This window comes from Halalkalibacter urbisdiaboli, assembly GCF_002156385.1.
Lineage (GTDB): Bacteria > Bacillota > Bacilli > Bacillales > Bacillaceae_D > Halalkalibacter_A > Halalkalibacter_A urbisdiaboli.
On the sequence record NZ_MVJM01000003.1, the window covers coordinates 991358 to 1008929 of the forward strand.

Genomic DNA, 17572 nt, shown 5'->3' on the forward strand with positions numbered 1-17572 from the left:
ATCCACCTTCTCTCCATTGTTCCCATTTTCTTAATCTCCTATAACTGCTTCAGCAATATTTACTGCGTGATCTCCGATTCGTTCAAGATTACTAACAATATCGACAAAAACAATTCCTGCATCACCAGTACAGCTTCCTTCATTCAATCGCATAATATGTTTTTTCCGTAATGTTCTTTCCATTTTATCAATTAAATTTTCTTTAGAAATAACTGTACGTGCAAGTTCTACGTCAAAATTTCTTAATGCTTGAATGGAATCATTCAAGGTAGAGATCGTTAATTGAACCATGTCGTTTAGCTCTTGTTTAGCATCATCGGAAATCTGGACACGATTTGCTAATTGGTAGTCAACTAACTCAATAATATTTTCAATATGATCTCCTACGCGCTCAATATCACGTACAGAATCAACAAGGATTGCATGTTTTTCTGATTCTTCATTCGTTAATGGTTTTGCAGCAAGTTCAACTAAATAACTTGTTATTTTTTTATCTAAATTATTAATGGCTTCTTCTAATTGTATCGCTGTATCAGCATGTTTTTTCTCATAAGTTAAGATGTAAGAAGATGCTTCATTTAATCCGCGGTGAGAATACTCTGCCATTCGAATGACTTCTTCCTTTGCCTGTTCAAGAGCAATAGAAGGAGACTGCTCAATAAATATTGGATTTAAATGCTTTGGTTTATAATCAATCGCAGAATCTTCTCCACGCACAATCTTTGTAACAACCCAAGCAAGAAGTGCAATAAACGGAAACTGAATGACTGTATTAACTACGTTAAATGTACCATGCGCAAAAGCAATCGTCATTTCTGGATTTAAGTCTAAAGATCTTTGGAAAAATAGAATCAACTTTTGATACGGTATGAGTAAAATTAAAAAGATGATTGTTCCAATTAGGTTAAACATAACATGTACTAATGCCGCACGTCTCGCGGCGATCGATGTTCCGATTGCTGCTAATACAGCAGTAATTGTAGTTCCTATATTATCACCAAAAAGAACAGGTAGTCCTGCAGATAAATCAACAGCACCTTGAGCATATAAGCCTTGTAATATTCCAATTGTAGCACTTGAGCTTTGAACAATAAGTGTGAATACAGTTCCGATAAATACTCCAAGGATTGGGTTTTCACTCATACTTAATGTTAATTCGTGGAATACTTCAAGAGAACGTAATGGCTTCATTCCTGTACTCATTAAATCTAAACCATAAAATAATGCACCAAAGCCAAATAAAACTTGTCCTAAATATTGAATGTGTTGTTTTTTTATAAAGAAAATGCAAAATGCACCTAATGCTATAATTGGTAGTGCATATTCACTAATTTTAATTCCGATAATAAATGCTGTAACCGTTGTACCAATGTTAGCCCCCATTATTACACCAATTGCTTGTCTTAATGTCATAAAGCCCGCACTAACAAGACCGACCGTTAAAGCTGTTGTCCCTGAACTTGTTTGAAGAAGGACTGTAACAAAAATCCCCGCCAAAACCCCCATAAATGGATTGGATGTTGTTCGGTCTAGGATGTCTCGTAGTCGATCTCCAGCTGACTTTTGAAGACCATCCCCCATATATTTAATCCCAAATAAAAAGATTCCTAAGCCACCTACAAATGTAAAAATTAATTCTTGTAGACTTAAATCGCTCATCTCACTCACCCCTCATAATTCGACATTTTTTTCATTCTTGTCGATAATACGACTTAGCTTATGGATTGTAAATGCTTTACTCTTAAAATTTACAATACCTTTACATTAGGATGATATCTTTACAATTATGTAACATTGATTCATACAAAAGGACAGTTAAGTTTATATTCTTAACTGTCCTTAAAATTAAATTACATCATACCCTTGATCATCAATTACGTCTTTAATTTCCTCAAGTGTAACTTCACTCGGATTAAATTCTATTTCTACTTTACCTTCACCTAAGTTAACACTTACCTTACTAACACCTACAAGCGCTCCAACGTTATTTTCGACCGCATTTACACAATGACCACATGACATTCCTTTAACCTCTAATGTTACGTTTTCCATATTACTTCACTCCTCTTATTTTTTCATTAAACGATGGACAGTTGTTAATACCTCATCTAAAACGTCCAAATCTCCTTCTTGAATTCGTTCGACGACACAACTCTTCAAGTGCCCCTCTAATAAAATTTTACTTACACCATTTAAAGCTGATTGAACGGCTGCAATCTGTGTAATCACATCATCACAGTAAGTATCCTTCTCAATTAATGCTTTCACTCCACGAATTTGTCCTTCAATTCGATTCAATCGAGTTGTGAGATTCTTCTTTACTGTTTCAGAATGATGACTTTTACGTTCTGTTGTCAAGTGACAATGAACATCCTGTTCACCCTCTTGTATTGCCTTGTTTTCCTCGCTCATTAAAAGCCCCCCAAAAAATCTATATTAATCTACACTAATGACAAATGGATAGACATTGACAGTACCAGCTTGCTTAAATTCTGCCCATAGTTTGTAGACACCTGGTTCTGGAAAAACAGTTTCAAAAATTGGTTCATCTTCATTAATAGGATGAACGTGTAAATAAGTTTGAGCTTGTTCATCTAAAATAACGACATGTCCCATCGCTCCTAAATAAGGTTCCACGACTTCAAGGTCTAAGTCAAATGCTAATTGAACTTCTTCAGCAGCTTTATGTGTGCTCATGTTTAACGTAACTTCATGTCCATTCACAGTCTTTGTAAACTCTGTATCAACCTCAAGCTCACCATGCTCATGAGCATGTTCGACCTCTCCTATTGAAAATTCAATCGGCTTAACTGAATAACTTAAGTTTGCTGGTTTAATATCAATAAATGCTTTGTAGCTTCCAGGTTGAAGCTGATGTAATACTTGGAACATTCCTTCATCAATTTCCTCAGGATGAAGATGTACATACTCATTTAAATGCTCATCAACAATAATTAAATGTAGTAGCTTTTCATGATTAATCTCGAGGTCAGTTACTGGTTGCCCTGATTGATCTGTTAAACTAATCATCATTACTTCATCATCAGCTTCAAGCAGAACCTTAACATCACTTTCTTCGTTTGAGCGATCCTGATGACCATTGTGCGCATGGTCTTCTGATTCATGGTGCCCTTCAGGTAATTCATCCTCCCCGCTGTCTTCTATAATCCCTGTAATAACAACATAACCGCCAATAATAATAATTAGATACGCTATCGCTGAAAACATCCACTTCTTCATTCAGTTCTCTCCTTATTAAGATTCACTTTTTGTAACCGCAGTGCGTTTAGTACTACCGAAACAGAGCTGAAGGCCATAGCTGCTCCTGCGAGCCAAGGGGCCAAAAAGCCTAACGCGGCAATTGGAATACCCATTGTATTGTAACCAAAAGCCCAGAATAAGTTCTGTTTAATATTTTGAATTGTTCGTTTACTCATATAGATGGCATCAGCTATACCGTTAAGATCTCCACGAATAAGTGTTACGTCCGCAGCTTCAATAGCAACATCAGCCCCTGTTCCAATTGCTATCCCGATATCTGCTGTCGCAAGAGCTGGAGCGTCATTAATTCCATCTCCTACCATAGCAACCTTTTTACCTGATTCTTGGAGCTTCTTTACTTCAGCTGCTTTTCCTTCAGGAAGTACCTCGGCAATTACGTTTTCGATCCCAACTTCCCTCGCAATAGCTTTTGCAGTTCGCTCATTATCTCCTGTTATCATAACAACCTCTAACCCCATGGTCTTTAAGCGCTCTACTGCTTGTTTTGATGTAGCCTTAATTGTATCCGCAACAGCAATCATTCCTGCAAAGTTTTGATCAACAGCAACTAGCATTGCCGTTTTTCCTTCTCGCTCTAATTGTACCATGCTCGTTTCAGCATCTAAAATTGAGATCTGTTCTTGAATCATTAATTTTCTCGTCCCGACTAAAACTTCTTTCCCATTAACTTTTGCACGTATACCATATCCAGGTATTGCCTCAAAAACAGTTACATCTAGGATTGGAATATTACGATTCTTTACTCCTGAAACGATTGCTTGAGCTAGAGGATGCTCAGATTGTTTTTCAGCAGAACCGACAAGCTGAAGTAATTCATCCTCATTAACAACATCTGTTACTATAATATCTGTTAAAATAGGTTCTCCGTTCGTGACAGTCCCTGTTTTATCAAGAATTACAGTTGATATGCGATGAGTCATTTCGAGATGCTCCCCGCCCTTGAATAAAATCCCAAATTCCGCAGAACGACCTGATCCTGCCATAATTGATGTTGGAGTCGCTAAACCTAGAGCACATGGACAAGCGATTACTAGCACTGCAATTAATTTTTCAAGTGCCCCTCCGAAATCACCTGGAGTTACAAATAGATACCATACGAAAAAAGAGAAAATCGCAAAGACAACAACGATTGGAACGAAAACACCAGATACTTTATCAGTCATTCGCTGAATCGGTGCTTTTGAACCTTGTGCATCTTCTACTACTTTTATAATTTGCGCGAGAGCCGTATCTCTACCAACCTTTGTTGCTTCGACCTTTAAAAATCCATTACGGTTGACTGTTGCACCAATTACCGAGTCACCTATTTCTTTATCAACTGGGACACTTTCTCCTGTTATCATCGACTCATCAATAGCGGAACGGCCTTCAATGATCTCCCCGTCAACAGGGACCTTTTCTCCAGGCTTTACCAATACGATATCTCCAACGACAACGTCCTCAAGGGCAATTTCCTGCTCTATTCCATTTCGTTCTACGGTTGCCGATTTAGCTTGCAGTCCCATTAGTTTTTTTATCGCTTCAGATGAACGACCTTTTGAAATGACTTCAAACAACTTCCCTAAAATAATAAAAGTTATTAATATCGCACTTGTTTCAAAATATAGTTCAACAAGATGTGTATTTGTTCCAATACTTTCAACAGAAAGATAGACACTATAAAAATAAGCCGCCGAGGTACCCAAAGCTACAAGTACATCCATATTTGCACTTTTATTTCGTAACGCTTTATATGACCCTACGTAAAACTGTTTCCCGATTATAAATTGAACTGGTGTCGCTAAAGCCATTTGAACCCACGGATTCATTAGCATTTCGGGTAAATAGATAAAAGACGTAAACTCAAAGTGACTAACCATTGCCCAAACTAATGGCAATGAAAGAATGAGTGAGAAGACAAATTTCCCTTTCTGTTTTTCGATTTCTTGATTGCGAACATCTTCAACCGAGTGATTATCATCATTTTTAATGGTGCCACCATAGCCTAGTTTTTCAATTCGTTCGACAATTTCACGTGGATTCAGCTCAGCCGGATTAAATTCGACCGTTCCTGACTCCAAAGCAAGATTCACAGTGGCTTTAGTAACACCTGATAGTTTGTTTAACCCTTTTTCAATTCGAGTAGCGCACGCAGCACAAGTCATTCCAGTAATAGCAATATCCACTTTTTCTAAGGAAACGCCATAGCCAAGTTGTTCTATTTTCTCTTGGATTGATTCAAGATTTGTTTTAGAAGGATCAAATTGTACCGTTGCCTTTTCCAAAGCAAGGTTCACATTTGCTTCTGTTACACCATCAAGTTTTGTTAATCCTTTTTCTACACGATTCGAGCATGCCGCACAGGTCATTCCAGTGATTTGTAGACTTGTTGCAACTGATTTTGAGTTGCTCATTTGACATTCTCCCTTTCGTTTGTTTCCATTAATAAAGATTTAGATTTATTTGTTATTTCTTTATTTTATTTATAGCATACCCCAGTACGGTATGTAAATAGGTATTTTTAAATTTCTACCTGTATATTTCCATCTTCATTAAAGCAGATTATAAAGAGGCTTTAATCATTTCCAATACAAGTAGGAGGAGTTTGACGAATGAAAAACAACATTTCAAGTCTTCAAACACAAAATCAATTAGCACAGGCACAGCAATCTGTTGAAAGAGCACAAGATTCTGTCAGCCAGGCTCAATCTCATCCAACAAAACAAACGATAGAGCAAGCTCAAAATTCAATTGAGACAGCGGAGCATTCCCTTCAGCAAGCGATTCATAACGACAATCAAGAGGCAGTTAACATGGTTCGTACACAACTTGAGGAGCAAAAACAAGCAATTCAAAAGCTCTCAAATCAAAATTATAGTTAAAATGGTTTATTGTGCCAAAGGGTAAAGAGATCCTCTTTGGCACAAATTTACTCTACTTGACCAACTACCTTATACAACAAAGAAGGTCAATTCCAAAAGCTCGAATCGACCTGGAATAAACCACTAATATAATCCGTTGTACGTCCTCGCCCCAAAATGCAACAGCGGCAGAATGATACCTTCCCTCATAATACATATAATCATAATCTATACCAGGTTCAACACGTATCGGTTCACCTAAACTTTCTTCAATGTCATTTGTTGAAGCATCCGGACATAACCTATCTAAGATTCATTCTGGTCAAATTTCATAAACTTAACTATGTTACTATACTAATCACATGGATCAATATGTTCGCCCTTAACTGAAAAAAAACGGTCTATTTCCATTATGGAAATAGACCTTTGCAATTATTTCGCTAGCTTATAAATGTTAACAACATCGGATTGATGTAATTTCACAAAGTTACCTAGTGGCCATCTTTCAGTACCTTTCTTAGCCATTTCTTCAAAGTGCTCTTCACCAATGTTCGCCTCGCTTAATGTTATCGGCATTCCAATTGAACTGAAGAACTGTTCCATTTTCTTAATTCCTGCTAATGCCGTTTTTTCGAGGTTATTTAGATCGATCTCAATGTCCCATACACGGTTAGCAAATTGAATAAATCGATTTACATCATGCTTGTAAACATATTTCATCCATGCCGGGAAAATAATCGCTAAACCAGCTCCATGAGCTATATCGTAAATACCACTTACTTCATGTTCAATATCATGGCTTGCCCAGTCACCGATTCTTCCTGTACTTAATAAATCATTATGAGCAAGGGTACCTGCCCACATAATTTCTGCTCTTGCAGCATAATTTGTTGGCTCCTCAATTACAGTATGAGCGTTGTTGATAATGGTTTTTAATGTTGCTTCACAAAGACGGTCTGTTAATTCTACGTTTTTCTCGTTAGTGAAATATCGCTCTAAAATATGCGCAATCATATCAGTAATTCCACATGCCGTTTGATACGAAGGCAATGTGTATGTAAGTACTGGATTTAAAATTGCAAATTTAGGTCGCATCGATTCATGACCAACTGCACGTTTATACCAACCATCCTCGTTTGTTATCACCGTACCACCGCTCGTTTCACTTCCGGCTGCAGGAATAGTTAATACGACTCCAATTGGTAAACAATCCGTCACATTCGCTTTTCCTTCAAAGAAGTCCCAAACGTCACCGTCATAGTAAACAGCTGCTGCAATTGCCTTCGCTGAATCAATGACACTCCCGCCACCAACTGCTAGAATAAAGTCAATTTGATTCTCCTTACAAATGGTAACTCCCTCTCTTACAAGACTAACTCTTGGGTTCGGTTTAACACCACCTAATTCAAAAATTTCGATACCTTGCTTTGTTAATGATTCAACAACTGTATCGTATAAACCACTTTCTTTTATACTTCCCCCACCATAATGCAATAGTACCTTCTTGCCAAAGGCCACCGTTTCTTGTCCCACCTGTAGCTCAGTTTCTTTTCCGAATATAATTTTTGTTGCATTTTGAAATATAAAATTTTGCATACTATCGCCTCCTTTTAATATAGTAAATTTTAATTATAGTAAAAGCAATCGCTTACACTTATAAACATGTCATTTTCACTCTAGCATTTATTTTTTAATACTATATAATGATTGTAGAAAATCTTACAATTTACTTTAAAGGTCGTGATTGTCATTGGCTTGGGATGTGCTAAATATAATCGGTACCATTGCATTTGGCTTAAGTGGGGCAATGGTTGCTTTAGATAAGGAATGTGATTATGATTTACTCGGTGTATATGCTTTAGGCTTTTGCTGCGCTTTTGGGGGTGGGGCAATACGAAATGTTCTTATAGGTGTTCCTGTATCTGCCTTATGGGAACAAGGTACGTTATTCTTTATTGCCTTTATTGCGATTACTCTCTTATTTTTATTTCCACAACCATTAATGAAGCACTGGAATCGGTGGGGTAATTCCTTTGACGCAATGGGGTTAGCTGCATTTGCTATTCAAGGCGCATTGTACGCTAAAGAAATTGGCCACCCGATTAGTGCAGTTATCGTTGCAGCTGTGCTAACAGGAACAGGCGGCGGTGTGATTCGAGACTTACTAGCTAGAAGGCAGCCTTTAATTTTCACTAGTGAAATTTACGCCATGTGGGCAATGCTTGCTGGCTTGCTCATTGGTTTAAATATCTTCAAAAACGGGATCGAATTATATTTATTGTTTGGGATAATTGTGATGTTAAGATTAATTTCCCTGCATTATGATTGGAAATTACCGAAAACAAAACTAAACCGGTCGCAATCTTTGCAAAATAGCCGTCAGTCTATGTGAGAGCACTGAAAAAGGTTTTTCCTTTCCAGTGCTATTAAGTAATGTGCGTAGCCGTTGCCCTATTTTAAGGCCTTACTACGAGTGGTTTTCTCGTAGCAAGGCGCGCAACGTGCGAAGCCATTACTTCTTCTTTGAGTTACTAAAGAAGGTTTTTCAGTGGCTTCCAGTCTATATGACAGCTATTTTTTTTAGTGTTCTTATAATTTAAACGTATTAATCTTTTCGTTTAACTGCTTCGCCATTTCAGTTATTTCGGTTGAACTAGTTGCTAGCTCCATAATGGATGCTGATGTTTCTTCCGTTGATGCTAATACTTCCTGTGCATTTGTAGAAATGGTCTCGTTCACTCCTTCTAACTGATTCACTAACTTCACAATTTTTTCAGATGTCGTAGTTTCCTCATGCGTTAGTGCAGATATACTGTTTATTTCTGTTACGATGTCTCTTACAGCTAACCGAATGTTTTCGAGAGCTTCACCAGTTTCTTTGACGGTTAATTCCCCCTCTTCCACATGCTGTCGACTTGCTTCAACACTTCCTACTGTTCTATCAATATTACTTGTAATTTTAGAAACGAGCTTTTCCACTTCTAAAGCTTCTTGATTTGATTGTTCAGCCAGTTTCCGAACTTCCATAGCAACAACAGCAAAGCCATTCCCATTCTCCCCCGCTCTTGCCGCTTCAATGGCCGCATTCAATGCCAACAAGTTAGTTTGCTCAGCAATTCCCGAGATGGTCTCGGCAATTCTTTGTATTTCTGAAGTATACGTACTTAACGTGCCAATGATTTGATGAGTTTCTAAGGTTGATATTTTAATCATGCTTATACGTTCGACAATTTCATCTACCTTATGTTTTCCCTTTTGAGCTGTGACCATCGTTTGTTCTGCAGTTTTTACATTATTCGTTGCTTTTTCTTTTGAGGATTGAATTAATTTCGCAAGACTCATTAACGCACTTGAAGCATTGGATGTCATACCCGCTCCTCTTGATGTACCTGCAGCTACCTCCTCCATATTCAGCGAAACTTGCTCAAGAGCGCTACTCACTTCATTTATTGAAAGTGAAGTTTCTCCTACGTTAGTACCTAAATCCCTTGAGGTTCTTTTTATTGTAAAAATAAGCTCTCTTAAATTCGTCGTCATTCTTTCTAGATTACGTGCTAAATCGCCAACCTCATCGTTACTAATATTCTTAGTATATTGTTTGGTAATATCACCGTCTGCAATCTTTCTTGTCCGTTCAATTAGCTCTGATATAGGTTTGGTTTTCTTTTTAATTAGCAAAAACGTAAAAACTGCGGCAAAAATCAATGGAATAAATCCTAATAAAATTCCGTCCATGACGACCGTCAATGTTCGCTCTTTTACAATATTTGCGTCAAAATCAATAACACTAATAGCGACAATTTCTTTCGTAGGATTATGATCTTTGAAAATAGGTGCATAACCAGAAAGTCGCTTCATACCTGCGTATTCATAAATATGTGAATAGGTGGAATGTCTCATTTCTTTTAACATATTGATTGCTTCTGAATCTATATAAAATCGATCTCCGATTGAAAAGCCTCGTTTTTTTAAGTTATCATCCATTGCTAATATTTCACCATCTAAAGATAAAATATAATGGCTTTCAAAAATATGTTTATGGTTGATTGTCCAATTCAGCTTTTCTCCAATTTCATCATTCCTAAAACCATTTATTAAATCGTCTATATCCGTTACGTCTAATAAACCCGTTGTAATATTAGCACAACCGTATGCCTCAATGCCTGCCGCCTCATATATACTATCGTAGGCCGTTTTATAAGTAGTGATAGAGGTAATTATTAATGATAAAAAAATCACCCCGATAATAATAATTCCCAGTCGCCACGTTAAAGTCCTCTTCACGCTAACACCCTCAATCACGATAAATTATTTCTCGATAATTAATGTTAGCGTAGTATTAGCCTTTTTGGCATAGGGGAATTCCCCTATTGTAACTATTTAATTCCCTTAATGCCGTTATCAAAAAAGCATCTTAAGAAATTCACTTCCTAAGATGCTGAAAATATAGAGAAAAAGAATCAAATCGTGCAAATCTCAACCGGACAATCTCCACATTGTAAAAAGTCTTTTAAAAATTTCATGTCTTGAATAATAATGAAATGATTTTCATACGCAATGATGTTGTTCTTTTTTAGCTCAACCATCATCCGGTTCACTCCTTCACGGGTCGTACCAATGTACGTTGCTAGATCTTGATTCGTCAATTGTATGTTAATTAATATCCCTTTTTTATGAGATTTTCCGTATGAATTACTAAAGCGAATCAGTGTTGAATAAAGGCCGCCTTTCTTTCCACATAAAATGAGATCACGGAATTTTGATTGAATTGATTGAGTATGAACGGCGTTCCATTTCATAAAGGCTACAGCGATCTCACCATTTTGTTTAAATACCTCTTCAAGAACTTTCGCATCAAAGCGAACAAGCTCAGCATCCTTGACAACTGTCGCTGTTACAGTTAATACCAAATTGTTAAATAAAGCCATTTCACCTACAAGGTCATCGGCTTGACATAATTTTGCCGAGAATTCTTTCCCGTCTGATGTCATTTTACTTAAACGAACGTTGCCCGTGGTTACTAAATAGATAAACGTAGGTTTATCACCTTCAGAAAAAAGGATCGTATCCGCCTTCGCTTTTAGTCGAGAGCCTTTAGATAATAGTAGTTGCTGATTTTCTTGAGTTAATTGCTGAAAAAAGCGCACTTGATGTGTATGATTCAAGAAACAGCCCTCTTTTCCATGTTTTTAACCATCCTAGCATTTTTGCAAGAGTAAATAAAGCATTTCTAAGTCAAAAAAACGAAGTGAAAGGCTCTTCCTCTTCGTTGGTACATTAAAAATATATATATACACTGTCATCATCAATGTGTACTTCGTATACTTGTACGACGCCATTATCTGGTGCTTGAACTTGCCCATCAATAAGTGAAATTTTCCAATCATATAAAGGACAGTACAAAAATTCGCCGCTCACAAGTCCATCTGATAGCCTTCCTCCTTTTGGATGTGGACTTTTATTTTCAATAGCTCGCACTTGGCCATTGGTTAAGTGAAACAAAACCAGCTCCATATGCTGAATATGGACTACTTTCCCAATTCCAACCGGTAAAACGCATGCAGAAAAAATATTGCGAAACAAATTACAATGTTATTTTTTTGACTGTCACAATACGTTCATATTATTGCCAATGTCCGGACAAAAAGCTGAGTTTCTTCTATTTATACGAATCCAATAATTTGCTCATTTTTACGGTTAATCTTCTTTTATTTGTGACCAATATCACATTCATTCCTCATTCATCTTTGTATGATTTACGTAGAAGTTAATCTAGACACAATGGAGGAATCAACATGGGTCGAATAAAAGAATGGAACCCTGAAAATGAAGAGTTTTGGGAAAAAGAAGGGAAACAACATGCTCGAAGAAATCTTTGGATCTCTGTACCGACATTAATGCTCGCTTTTATCGTTTGGCAAATTTGGTCAGTAGTGGCTGCAAGACTTAATGACATTGGATTTCAATTTACAGAAGCCCAATTGTTTACTTTAGCTGCAACACCTGGTTTAGTCGGTGCAACATTACGTTTTGTCTATACATTTGCAGTCGGAAAGTTTGGAGGACGAAATTGGGTGGTGTTTTCTACCGCTATTTTAGCATTACCTGCTTTCGGAATTGGTTTTGCTGTTCAAAATCCAGAAACCCCCTATTGGATCATGTTAGCACTTGCAGCCCTTTGCGGTGTTGGCGGTGGTAATTTCTCTTCAGCTTCAGCGAATATGAGCTTCTTTTTTCCAAAGAAAGAAAAAGGAACAGCTCTTGGCATTAATGGAGGATTAGGAAATATGGGGGTGTCTGTTGTTCAATTTGTCACACCACTCATTATAACTATTGGAACGTTTTCATTTATCGCTGGAAAAGGTCAGACTTTACCTGATGGCACGGAAATCTGGTTACAAAATGCAGCATTTATTTGGGTCATTCCTATTATTGTCTTTACAATCATCGCTTATTTTGGAATGGATAATTTACCTACTGCAAAGCAATCCGTAAAGGATCAATTTGTAATCGTAAAACGAAAGCACACTTGGGTTATGACATTACTATATGTAGCTACATTCGGGTCGTTTATTGGTTATGGAGCAGCTTTTCCATTATTGCTACGCTCTCAATTTCCTGAATATGTTTCTTTAGCCTTTTTAGGTGCTTTCTTAGCTGCAATATCTCGCCCGGTTGGGGGATGGGTTTCAGATAAGTTTGGCGGGGCTAAAGTAACAGGAATCGTGCTTTTCGTTATGATGCTAGGTGCTTTATCTGTCATCTTCTTTATTGGACAAAAAAGTTTTACAGGTTTCTTGCTTTCATTTTTAATCTTATTTATCGCGGCTGGAATGGGATCTGGTTCAACCTTCCAAATGATTCCGATTATCTTCCCGGTAAAAGAAGCTGCACCTGTTTTAGGCTTTACCGCTGCCTTTGCAGCATACGGTTCTTTCTTCATACCCCAATTATTTGGTTGGTCTGTCTCTACGACAGGAACACCCATTTCAGCTCTTTATATTTTTATCGGCTTCTATGTCATTTCTATCCTGTTAAATTGGTACTATTACCAACGTAAAAATTCCGAAGTAAAATGCTAATTTTATAAGGTTGTTCCAAAAGGTTGGTTTCAAACTTTAACTTTTTGGAACAACCTTTTCTTAACGAAGTGAATGGTTCAAAATAAAGTTCTAAGTTATCATTCTCTCAACAAAAAAGGCAATAGACTTGTTATCGTCTACTTGCCTTTTGACTATTTACATCGAAATGATTGAGTCATTTTGACTATTTCGTTTCGCTTCTTGATAATCTTCAAAAGATTTAACCCTAAGTTGAAAAGGTTTATCGATTTTAATAGCTTCAAATTTTTCATTGTCGATAACTTTAAAGTTTACTTTTTCTAATAAAGACATGATGCTTGCATTTTCCTGTTCGAGTAATTGATTCGTAATATCTGCACATGATCGTTCGTAGAGACTATGAAAAGGTTGAATCGATCCATTATACTCTGATGTAATTAATTGAAGACCCTCTTTCTTAAATGTATACATAAACAAAATAGCATCAGCTGATAAAAATGGCATGTCAGATGTTACAACCCATAACCAGTCATTTTTTGACAGTGACAATGCTGCATGTAATGCACTTAACCTTTGTGAGCCTTTAAAATAATTTGTAATCATGCGGCTCGAGTTCCCTAGGAGCGGCAAGTAATGAGAAGGGTGGCTAGTCACAAGGATGACCTCTTTACAAATTTTCTTCAATTCGTTTACTTGATGCTCTATTAATGTTTTTTGACCGATGTGAATGAATCCGGTCATTTCAGTATCATTTGAAGTATCAAGGATGACGCCTGTTATGTTCATGTTTTCACCTCCTCTACGTTTTTCTCTCTTTTAGTTTAAAACGAAAGGCTGTTCAATTCTGTTAATTTCATCACACTTCGTTTTGAACAATCATTTTGCTCCAATTGCTTAAGTGTGATTTTTATCACATTTTTATTTTGTGTTGTTGTATATACTCAAGGAGAGGAATGCTTAGGAGGGGTATTTATGATAAACGTAACAAGTGAACGGAACATTCATCAAAATACGTACCATCTTACAGATAAAACACTTCACGCATTAACGGAGATTATGTATGAACAATATGTTCAATCTGGAACTTTTTTATTTCGGGAAGGTAATACAGCAAATAAGCTGTTTTATATTATAGAGGGACACGTAAAAATTATAAAAGGAACTTCAGATGGGAAAGAATATATTTTAAATATGTTCAGAAACGGCGATTTATTTGGTGAAATGAGCAGCTTTATTAACATCTCTTATAGCTACAATGCGATTGCTGTTACCGATTGTAAGGTTGGAGTTATTCAACAGAAGGATCTAGAAATTCTTCTATGGCAGCATGGAGAAATTGCTGTAGAATTTCTGAAGTGGACGTCCCTTCTCAATCAAATAACACAATCTAAATTACGCGATCTGACCTTTCATGGAAAGCTTGGTGCACTTGCCTCCACCCTTATTCGGATGAGTCATTCTTATGGAGAGGAACGCAATGGGGCCATTCATATTACAAGAAAGATTAAAAATGCCGAGCTAGGTGAATATATTGGTGCCACAAGAGAAAGTGTAAATCGCATGCTTTCTGATTTAAAAGCAAATAACATCATTAACCAACAGAAAGGTTTTCTCATTATCTATGATCTCGACCATTTAAAGAACATTTGTCAATGCGAAAATTGTCCATTGGAGATCTGTAGAATGTAAAATATAAAAAGCTCAGCTTGTAGCTGAGCTTCAGACCGTAGACAAAACGCCTTTGAGAAAAGATTCTCAAAGGCGTTTTTACGTGATTTTGTTTATTTGTGGTTAGTGACACTGGAGGATGAGTGTTTCACCAGTGCCAATTCGCTAACTTCTTCAGGTTCATGGAAGCGAAAACAAGCATTGCCTGCATTGAATTATTTTCCAACCCTTTTAGATTGGTCCAACGCAAACCATGCTTCTGTGTTGAGATCGGCAAAGACGCGTTCGATGGTTTCCTTCCGCTTCGCGTAAATCTCTTTATTTAAATCCGTATGTCGCAAGTGTTCAGCATCATCTAAGGCACCTTGCCAAATGTGCCGTAAAACTAGCTTCTGATGGTTTTTACTTTTCGTACATTGGTGTAACACAGGACAGTCCTGACAAATGGATGGATTCGATATGTACTCTCGATATCCGTCTCGGTTTGTGGTTCGATATGGGAGAATCTGATCTTCTGGATATATGTAACAATCATAGTACTCATCATAAACAAACTCGTGTTTTCGGAAATAGCCTGGAGGCGTCATTGGACGTTTATACGGCATGACAGCTCGTGTTGCCTCATCTTTAAGTTTCTTCGCAATACTCGGTGTCTTGTATCCAGCATCTACTGCAACCACTTGAGGTTTTGTCACTTTCTCTTTTAGTTAATCAAATAATTTGTGAAATACTTGACTATCATGGACATTGGCAGGAGTCACAATCGTTCCTAAGACGAAACCATTTCGGTCACAAGCTGTGTGATAACTATAGGCAAACATCTTTTCACGTTCGCTTTTGACATAGTATCCACTTTCAGGATGCGTTGTACTCTCTTTGATCTCCCTTCTCGACTCCTTCTTCAAAGGTAAGGGCTTTTTTCCGTTTTCCGCTCTTTCAGCGTTAATTTCTTCTTCTAATTGTTTCTGGTACGCTCTCGCTACCCAACGAACAACTTTTTTTCCAAACTTTCGCTTATTCGCGTTCGCCTTGACGTGCGTCGAATCGATGAAAGCAACCTCTGGATTAACAAACCCTTTGTCCATCGCATTCCGTAGAATGCGGTAAAAAGATCTGTTCAAACACATCACTGTCCCTGAATCGACAAGCATAATTTTTACCGAATATAGAAAAGTGAGGGATTTTATCCTCGAATCCAAACCCTAAAAACCATCGATATGCAACATTGGTTTCAATCTCTTTAATGGTCTGACGCATCGATCGAATACCGAACACATATTGAATAAAGACCATTTTAACTAAAACTACCGGATCCACACTTGGACGCCCTTTATTAGAAGAGTATAAATCTTTGACGATGTCATAGATAAAATCAAATTCCATCGAATGATCCAATTTACGAACAAGGTGGTCTTCAGGAACTAATTTTCAATCCAGACCATCTCCATTTGCATCCGCTTATCTTCCAACTTTTTTGACATCATCGCCCATTCACCCAGTCTTGTATTCATCCGTATTATAGAAAAAAACCAGTCAACTGTCTCGCATTTGTGAGTATGAAGGATGTTAAAAAGGAAGTGGACTCGTATTTCTCATCTGAAATAGCGGACGGGATGGGAGGGCCGACTCCTGCAGGAGGAAAGGGCAGGTGGAAATCCACCGGCGGAGCCGGTTAGTTCCACGCCCGCCTGCGGAAAGCGTGCCCCCCATCCCGGTAGCGGATTCGAAGCGTCTTTTCATGGCAATCCCACAAAAATACAAAAGCTTGTCGACTGTCTCGTTATAGAGACTTTGTCGACAAGCTGAAGCTCAGCTTGTAGCTGAGCTTTTTTCGTTCTGCATGTATTTTACTGTGCTTTTAAAGGTACCGAAATAAAAACGAGTACATTCTGAATTTCATAAAGCCTCTTTAACACATAAGGCAAGTATAACAGCCCTTAGTGTTTTTGTAATATCGATTTTGCGATGTTAATACGCTCTTCTGTTGGAGGTTCTACGCCTTCGAGAGGATATTCTAATCCTAACTCCTTCCACTTATAAACCCCCAATTTATGATAAGGTAGCACTTCTACCTTTTGGACATTATCAAGGCTATCAATAAACTCCTTTAATTGAGTTAAATCAGCTTCGTTATCAGTTAATCCCGGAACTAAGACATGGCGGATCCAGACTGGTATTTTTTTTGAAGACAGCAATTTCGCAAAGGTTAAAATATGCTCATTCTTCATACCTGTCAAGTTCACGTGTTTACCAGAATCTATATGCTTAATGTCTAGTAACACGAGGTCCGTTAAAGCTAGTAATTTATCTAATTTCAATAAAAACTCTGGATGCTCCTGAAAACAGCCTCCCGAAGAATCAATCGTTGTGTGAATGCCAAGCTCTTTACACTTCATAAAGAGTTCTGTTAAAAAATCCAAATGAAGTAACGGCTCTCCACCAGACACCGTAATCCCACCCCCGCTGCTTTCAAAATACGGGAGATAATGTTGCAGATCCCTGATAATATCATCTACTGAAATCTCTTTACCATGCCCGACTTTCCATGTATCTGGGTTATGGCAATACTGACAACGCAAAAGACAGCCTTGCATAAATACGATATAACGTAAACCAGGTCCATCGACTGTACCACAGGTTTCTATTGAATGAATACGACCGTTCATACAAATCCCTCTTCTTCTTGAAAACGCAAATCCCCAATAATGGGGATTCCCGTTT

The 17572-nt window shown here is 37.5% G+C and carries 15 protein-coding genes and 1 pseudogene; 4 read left to right on the forward strand and 12 right to left on the reverse strand.

Going from position 1 to position 17572, the window contains the following annotated elements; all coding sequences use genetic code 11:
* Positions 1-30: 30 nt before the first annotated feature.
* The 5 genes from B1R93_RS19320 to B1R93_RS19340 form a co-directional block, all read right to left on the reverse strand.
* Entirely contained in the window at positions 31-1659 is a 1629-nt protein-coding gene (locus B1R93_RS19320) for a Na/Pi cotransporter family protein (protein WP_088105572.1), read from the reverse strand.
* 186 nt (positions 1660-1845) lie between these two features.
* Positions 1846-2052, reverse strand: coding sequence for a copper chaperone CopZ (gene copZ, locus B1R93_RS19325; RefSeq protein WP_088105573.1), 207 nt, complete (start codon positions 2050-2052; stop codon positions 1846-1848).
* Between the two features lie 15 nt (positions 2053-2067).
* On the reverse strand, positions 2068-2412 hold the full coding sequence (locus B1R93_RS19330) for a metal-sensitive transcriptional regulator (protein WP_088105574.1): 345 nt from the start codon (positions 2410-2412) through the stop codon (positions 2068-2070).
* A 24-nt stretch (positions 2413-2436) separates the two neighbouring features.
* On the reverse strand, positions 2437-3240 hold the full coding sequence (locus B1R93_RS19335; RefSeq protein ID WP_088105575.1) for a hypothetical protein: 804 nt from the start codon (positions 3238-3240) through the stop codon (positions 2437-2439).
* The gene (locus tag B1R93_RS19340) at positions 3237-5675 is read right to left on the reverse strand and encodes a heavy metal translocating P-type ATPase (RefSeq protein ID WP_088105576.1); all 2439 of its coding nucleotides are present in this window, start codon (positions 5673-5675) and stop codon (positions 3237-3239) included. The genes B1R93_RS19335 and B1R93_RS19340 overlap by 4 nt, the downstream gene beginning before the upstream one ends.
* Positions 5676-5873: 198 nt before the next feature.
* Here B1R93_RS19340 and B1R93_RS19345 point away from each other — a divergent pair, with 198 nt between their 5' ends.
* The gene (locus tag B1R93_RS19345; RefSeq protein WP_088105577.1) at positions 5874-6143 is read left to right on the forward strand and encodes a hypothetical protein; all 270 of its coding nucleotides are present in this window, start codon (positions 5874-5876) and stop codon (positions 6141-6143) included.
* A gap of 411 nt (positions 6144-6554) precedes the next feature.
* On the opposite strand, the gene B1R93_RS19350 is transcribed toward B1R93_RS19345, so the two are convergent.
* Positions 6555-7718, reverse strand: a complete 1164-nt coding sequence (locus tag B1R93_RS19350) for an iron-containing alcohol dehydrogenase (protein WP_088105578.1) — start codon at positions 7716-7718, stop codon at positions 6555-6557.
* A gap of 154 nt (positions 7719-7872) precedes the next feature.
* On the opposite strand from B1R93_RS19350, the gene B1R93_RS19355 reads away from it, so the two are divergent.
* Positions 7873-8514, forward strand: a complete 642-nt coding sequence (locus B1R93_RS19355; protein ID WP_088105579.1) for a trimeric intracellular cation channel family protein — start codon at positions 7873-7875, stop codon at positions 8512-8514.
* 197 nt (positions 8515-8711) lie between these two features.
* Here the strand turns inward: B1R93_RS19355 and B1R93_RS19360 are convergent, their stop codons facing one another.
* The 3 genes from B1R93_RS19360 to B1R93_RS19370 all read right to left on the reverse strand — a co-directional run bounded on the left by B1R93_RS19360 (position 8712) and on the right by B1R93_RS19370 (position 11705).
* On the reverse strand, positions 8712-10406 hold the full coding sequence (locus tag B1R93_RS19360; protein WP_088105580.1) for a methyl-accepting chemotaxis protein: 1695 nt from the start codon (positions 10404-10406) through the stop codon (positions 8712-8714).
* 176 nt (positions 10407-10582) lie between these two features.
* On the reverse strand, positions 10583-11287 hold the full coding sequence (locus tag B1R93_RS19365; protein ID WP_088105581.1) for a Crp/Fnr family transcriptional regulator: 705 nt from the start codon (positions 11285-11287) through the stop codon (positions 10583-10585).
* 112 nt (positions 11288-11399) lie between these two features.
* Complete coding sequence (locus tag B1R93_RS19370) at positions 11400-11705, reverse strand: nitrite reductase (NAD(P)H) small subunit (protein ID WP_088105582.1); 306 nt, start codon at positions 11703-11705, stop codon at positions 11400-11402.
* A 212-nt stretch (positions 11706-11917) separates the two neighbouring features.
* On the opposite strand from B1R93_RS19370, the gene B1R93_RS19375 reads away from it, so the two are divergent.
* A complete protein-coding gene (locus B1R93_RS19375; RefSeq protein ID WP_088105583.1) occupies positions 11918-13204 on the forward strand; it encodes an MFS transporter in 1287 nt (428 codons plus the stop codon).
* Positions 13205-13360: 156 nt separating this feature from the next.
* Here the strand turns inward: B1R93_RS19375 and B1R93_RS19380 are convergent, their stop codons facing one another.
* A complete protein-coding gene (locus tag B1R93_RS19380) occupies positions 13361-13969 on the reverse strand; it encodes a molybdenum cofactor guanylyltransferase (RefSeq protein WP_088105584.1) in 609 nt (202 codons plus the stop codon).
* Positions 13970-14155: 186 nt separating this feature from the next.
* Here B1R93_RS19380 and B1R93_RS19385 point away from each other — a divergent pair, with 186 nt between their 5' ends.
* Complete coding sequence (locus B1R93_RS19385) at positions 14156-14872, forward strand: Crp/Fnr family transcriptional regulator (protein ID WP_088105585.1); 717 nt, start codon at positions 14156-14158, stop codon at positions 14870-14872.
* On the opposite strand, the pseudogene B1R93_RS19390 reads toward B1R93_RS19385, so the two are convergent.
* A pseudogene (locus B1R93_RS19390) lies at positions 14833-16335 on the reverse strand (IS1182 family transposase). The gene B1R93_RS19385 and the pseudogene B1R93_RS19390 sit on opposite strands and share 40 nt — an antisense overlap.
* 453 nt (positions 16336-16788) lie before the next feature.
* On the reverse strand, positions 16789-17517 hold the full coding sequence (pflA, locus tag B1R93_RS19395; protein WP_088105586.1) for a pyruvate formate-lyase-activating protein: 729 nt from the start codon (positions 17515-17517) through the stop codon (positions 16789-16791).
* Between the last annotated feature and the right edge of the window lie 55 nt (positions 17518-17572).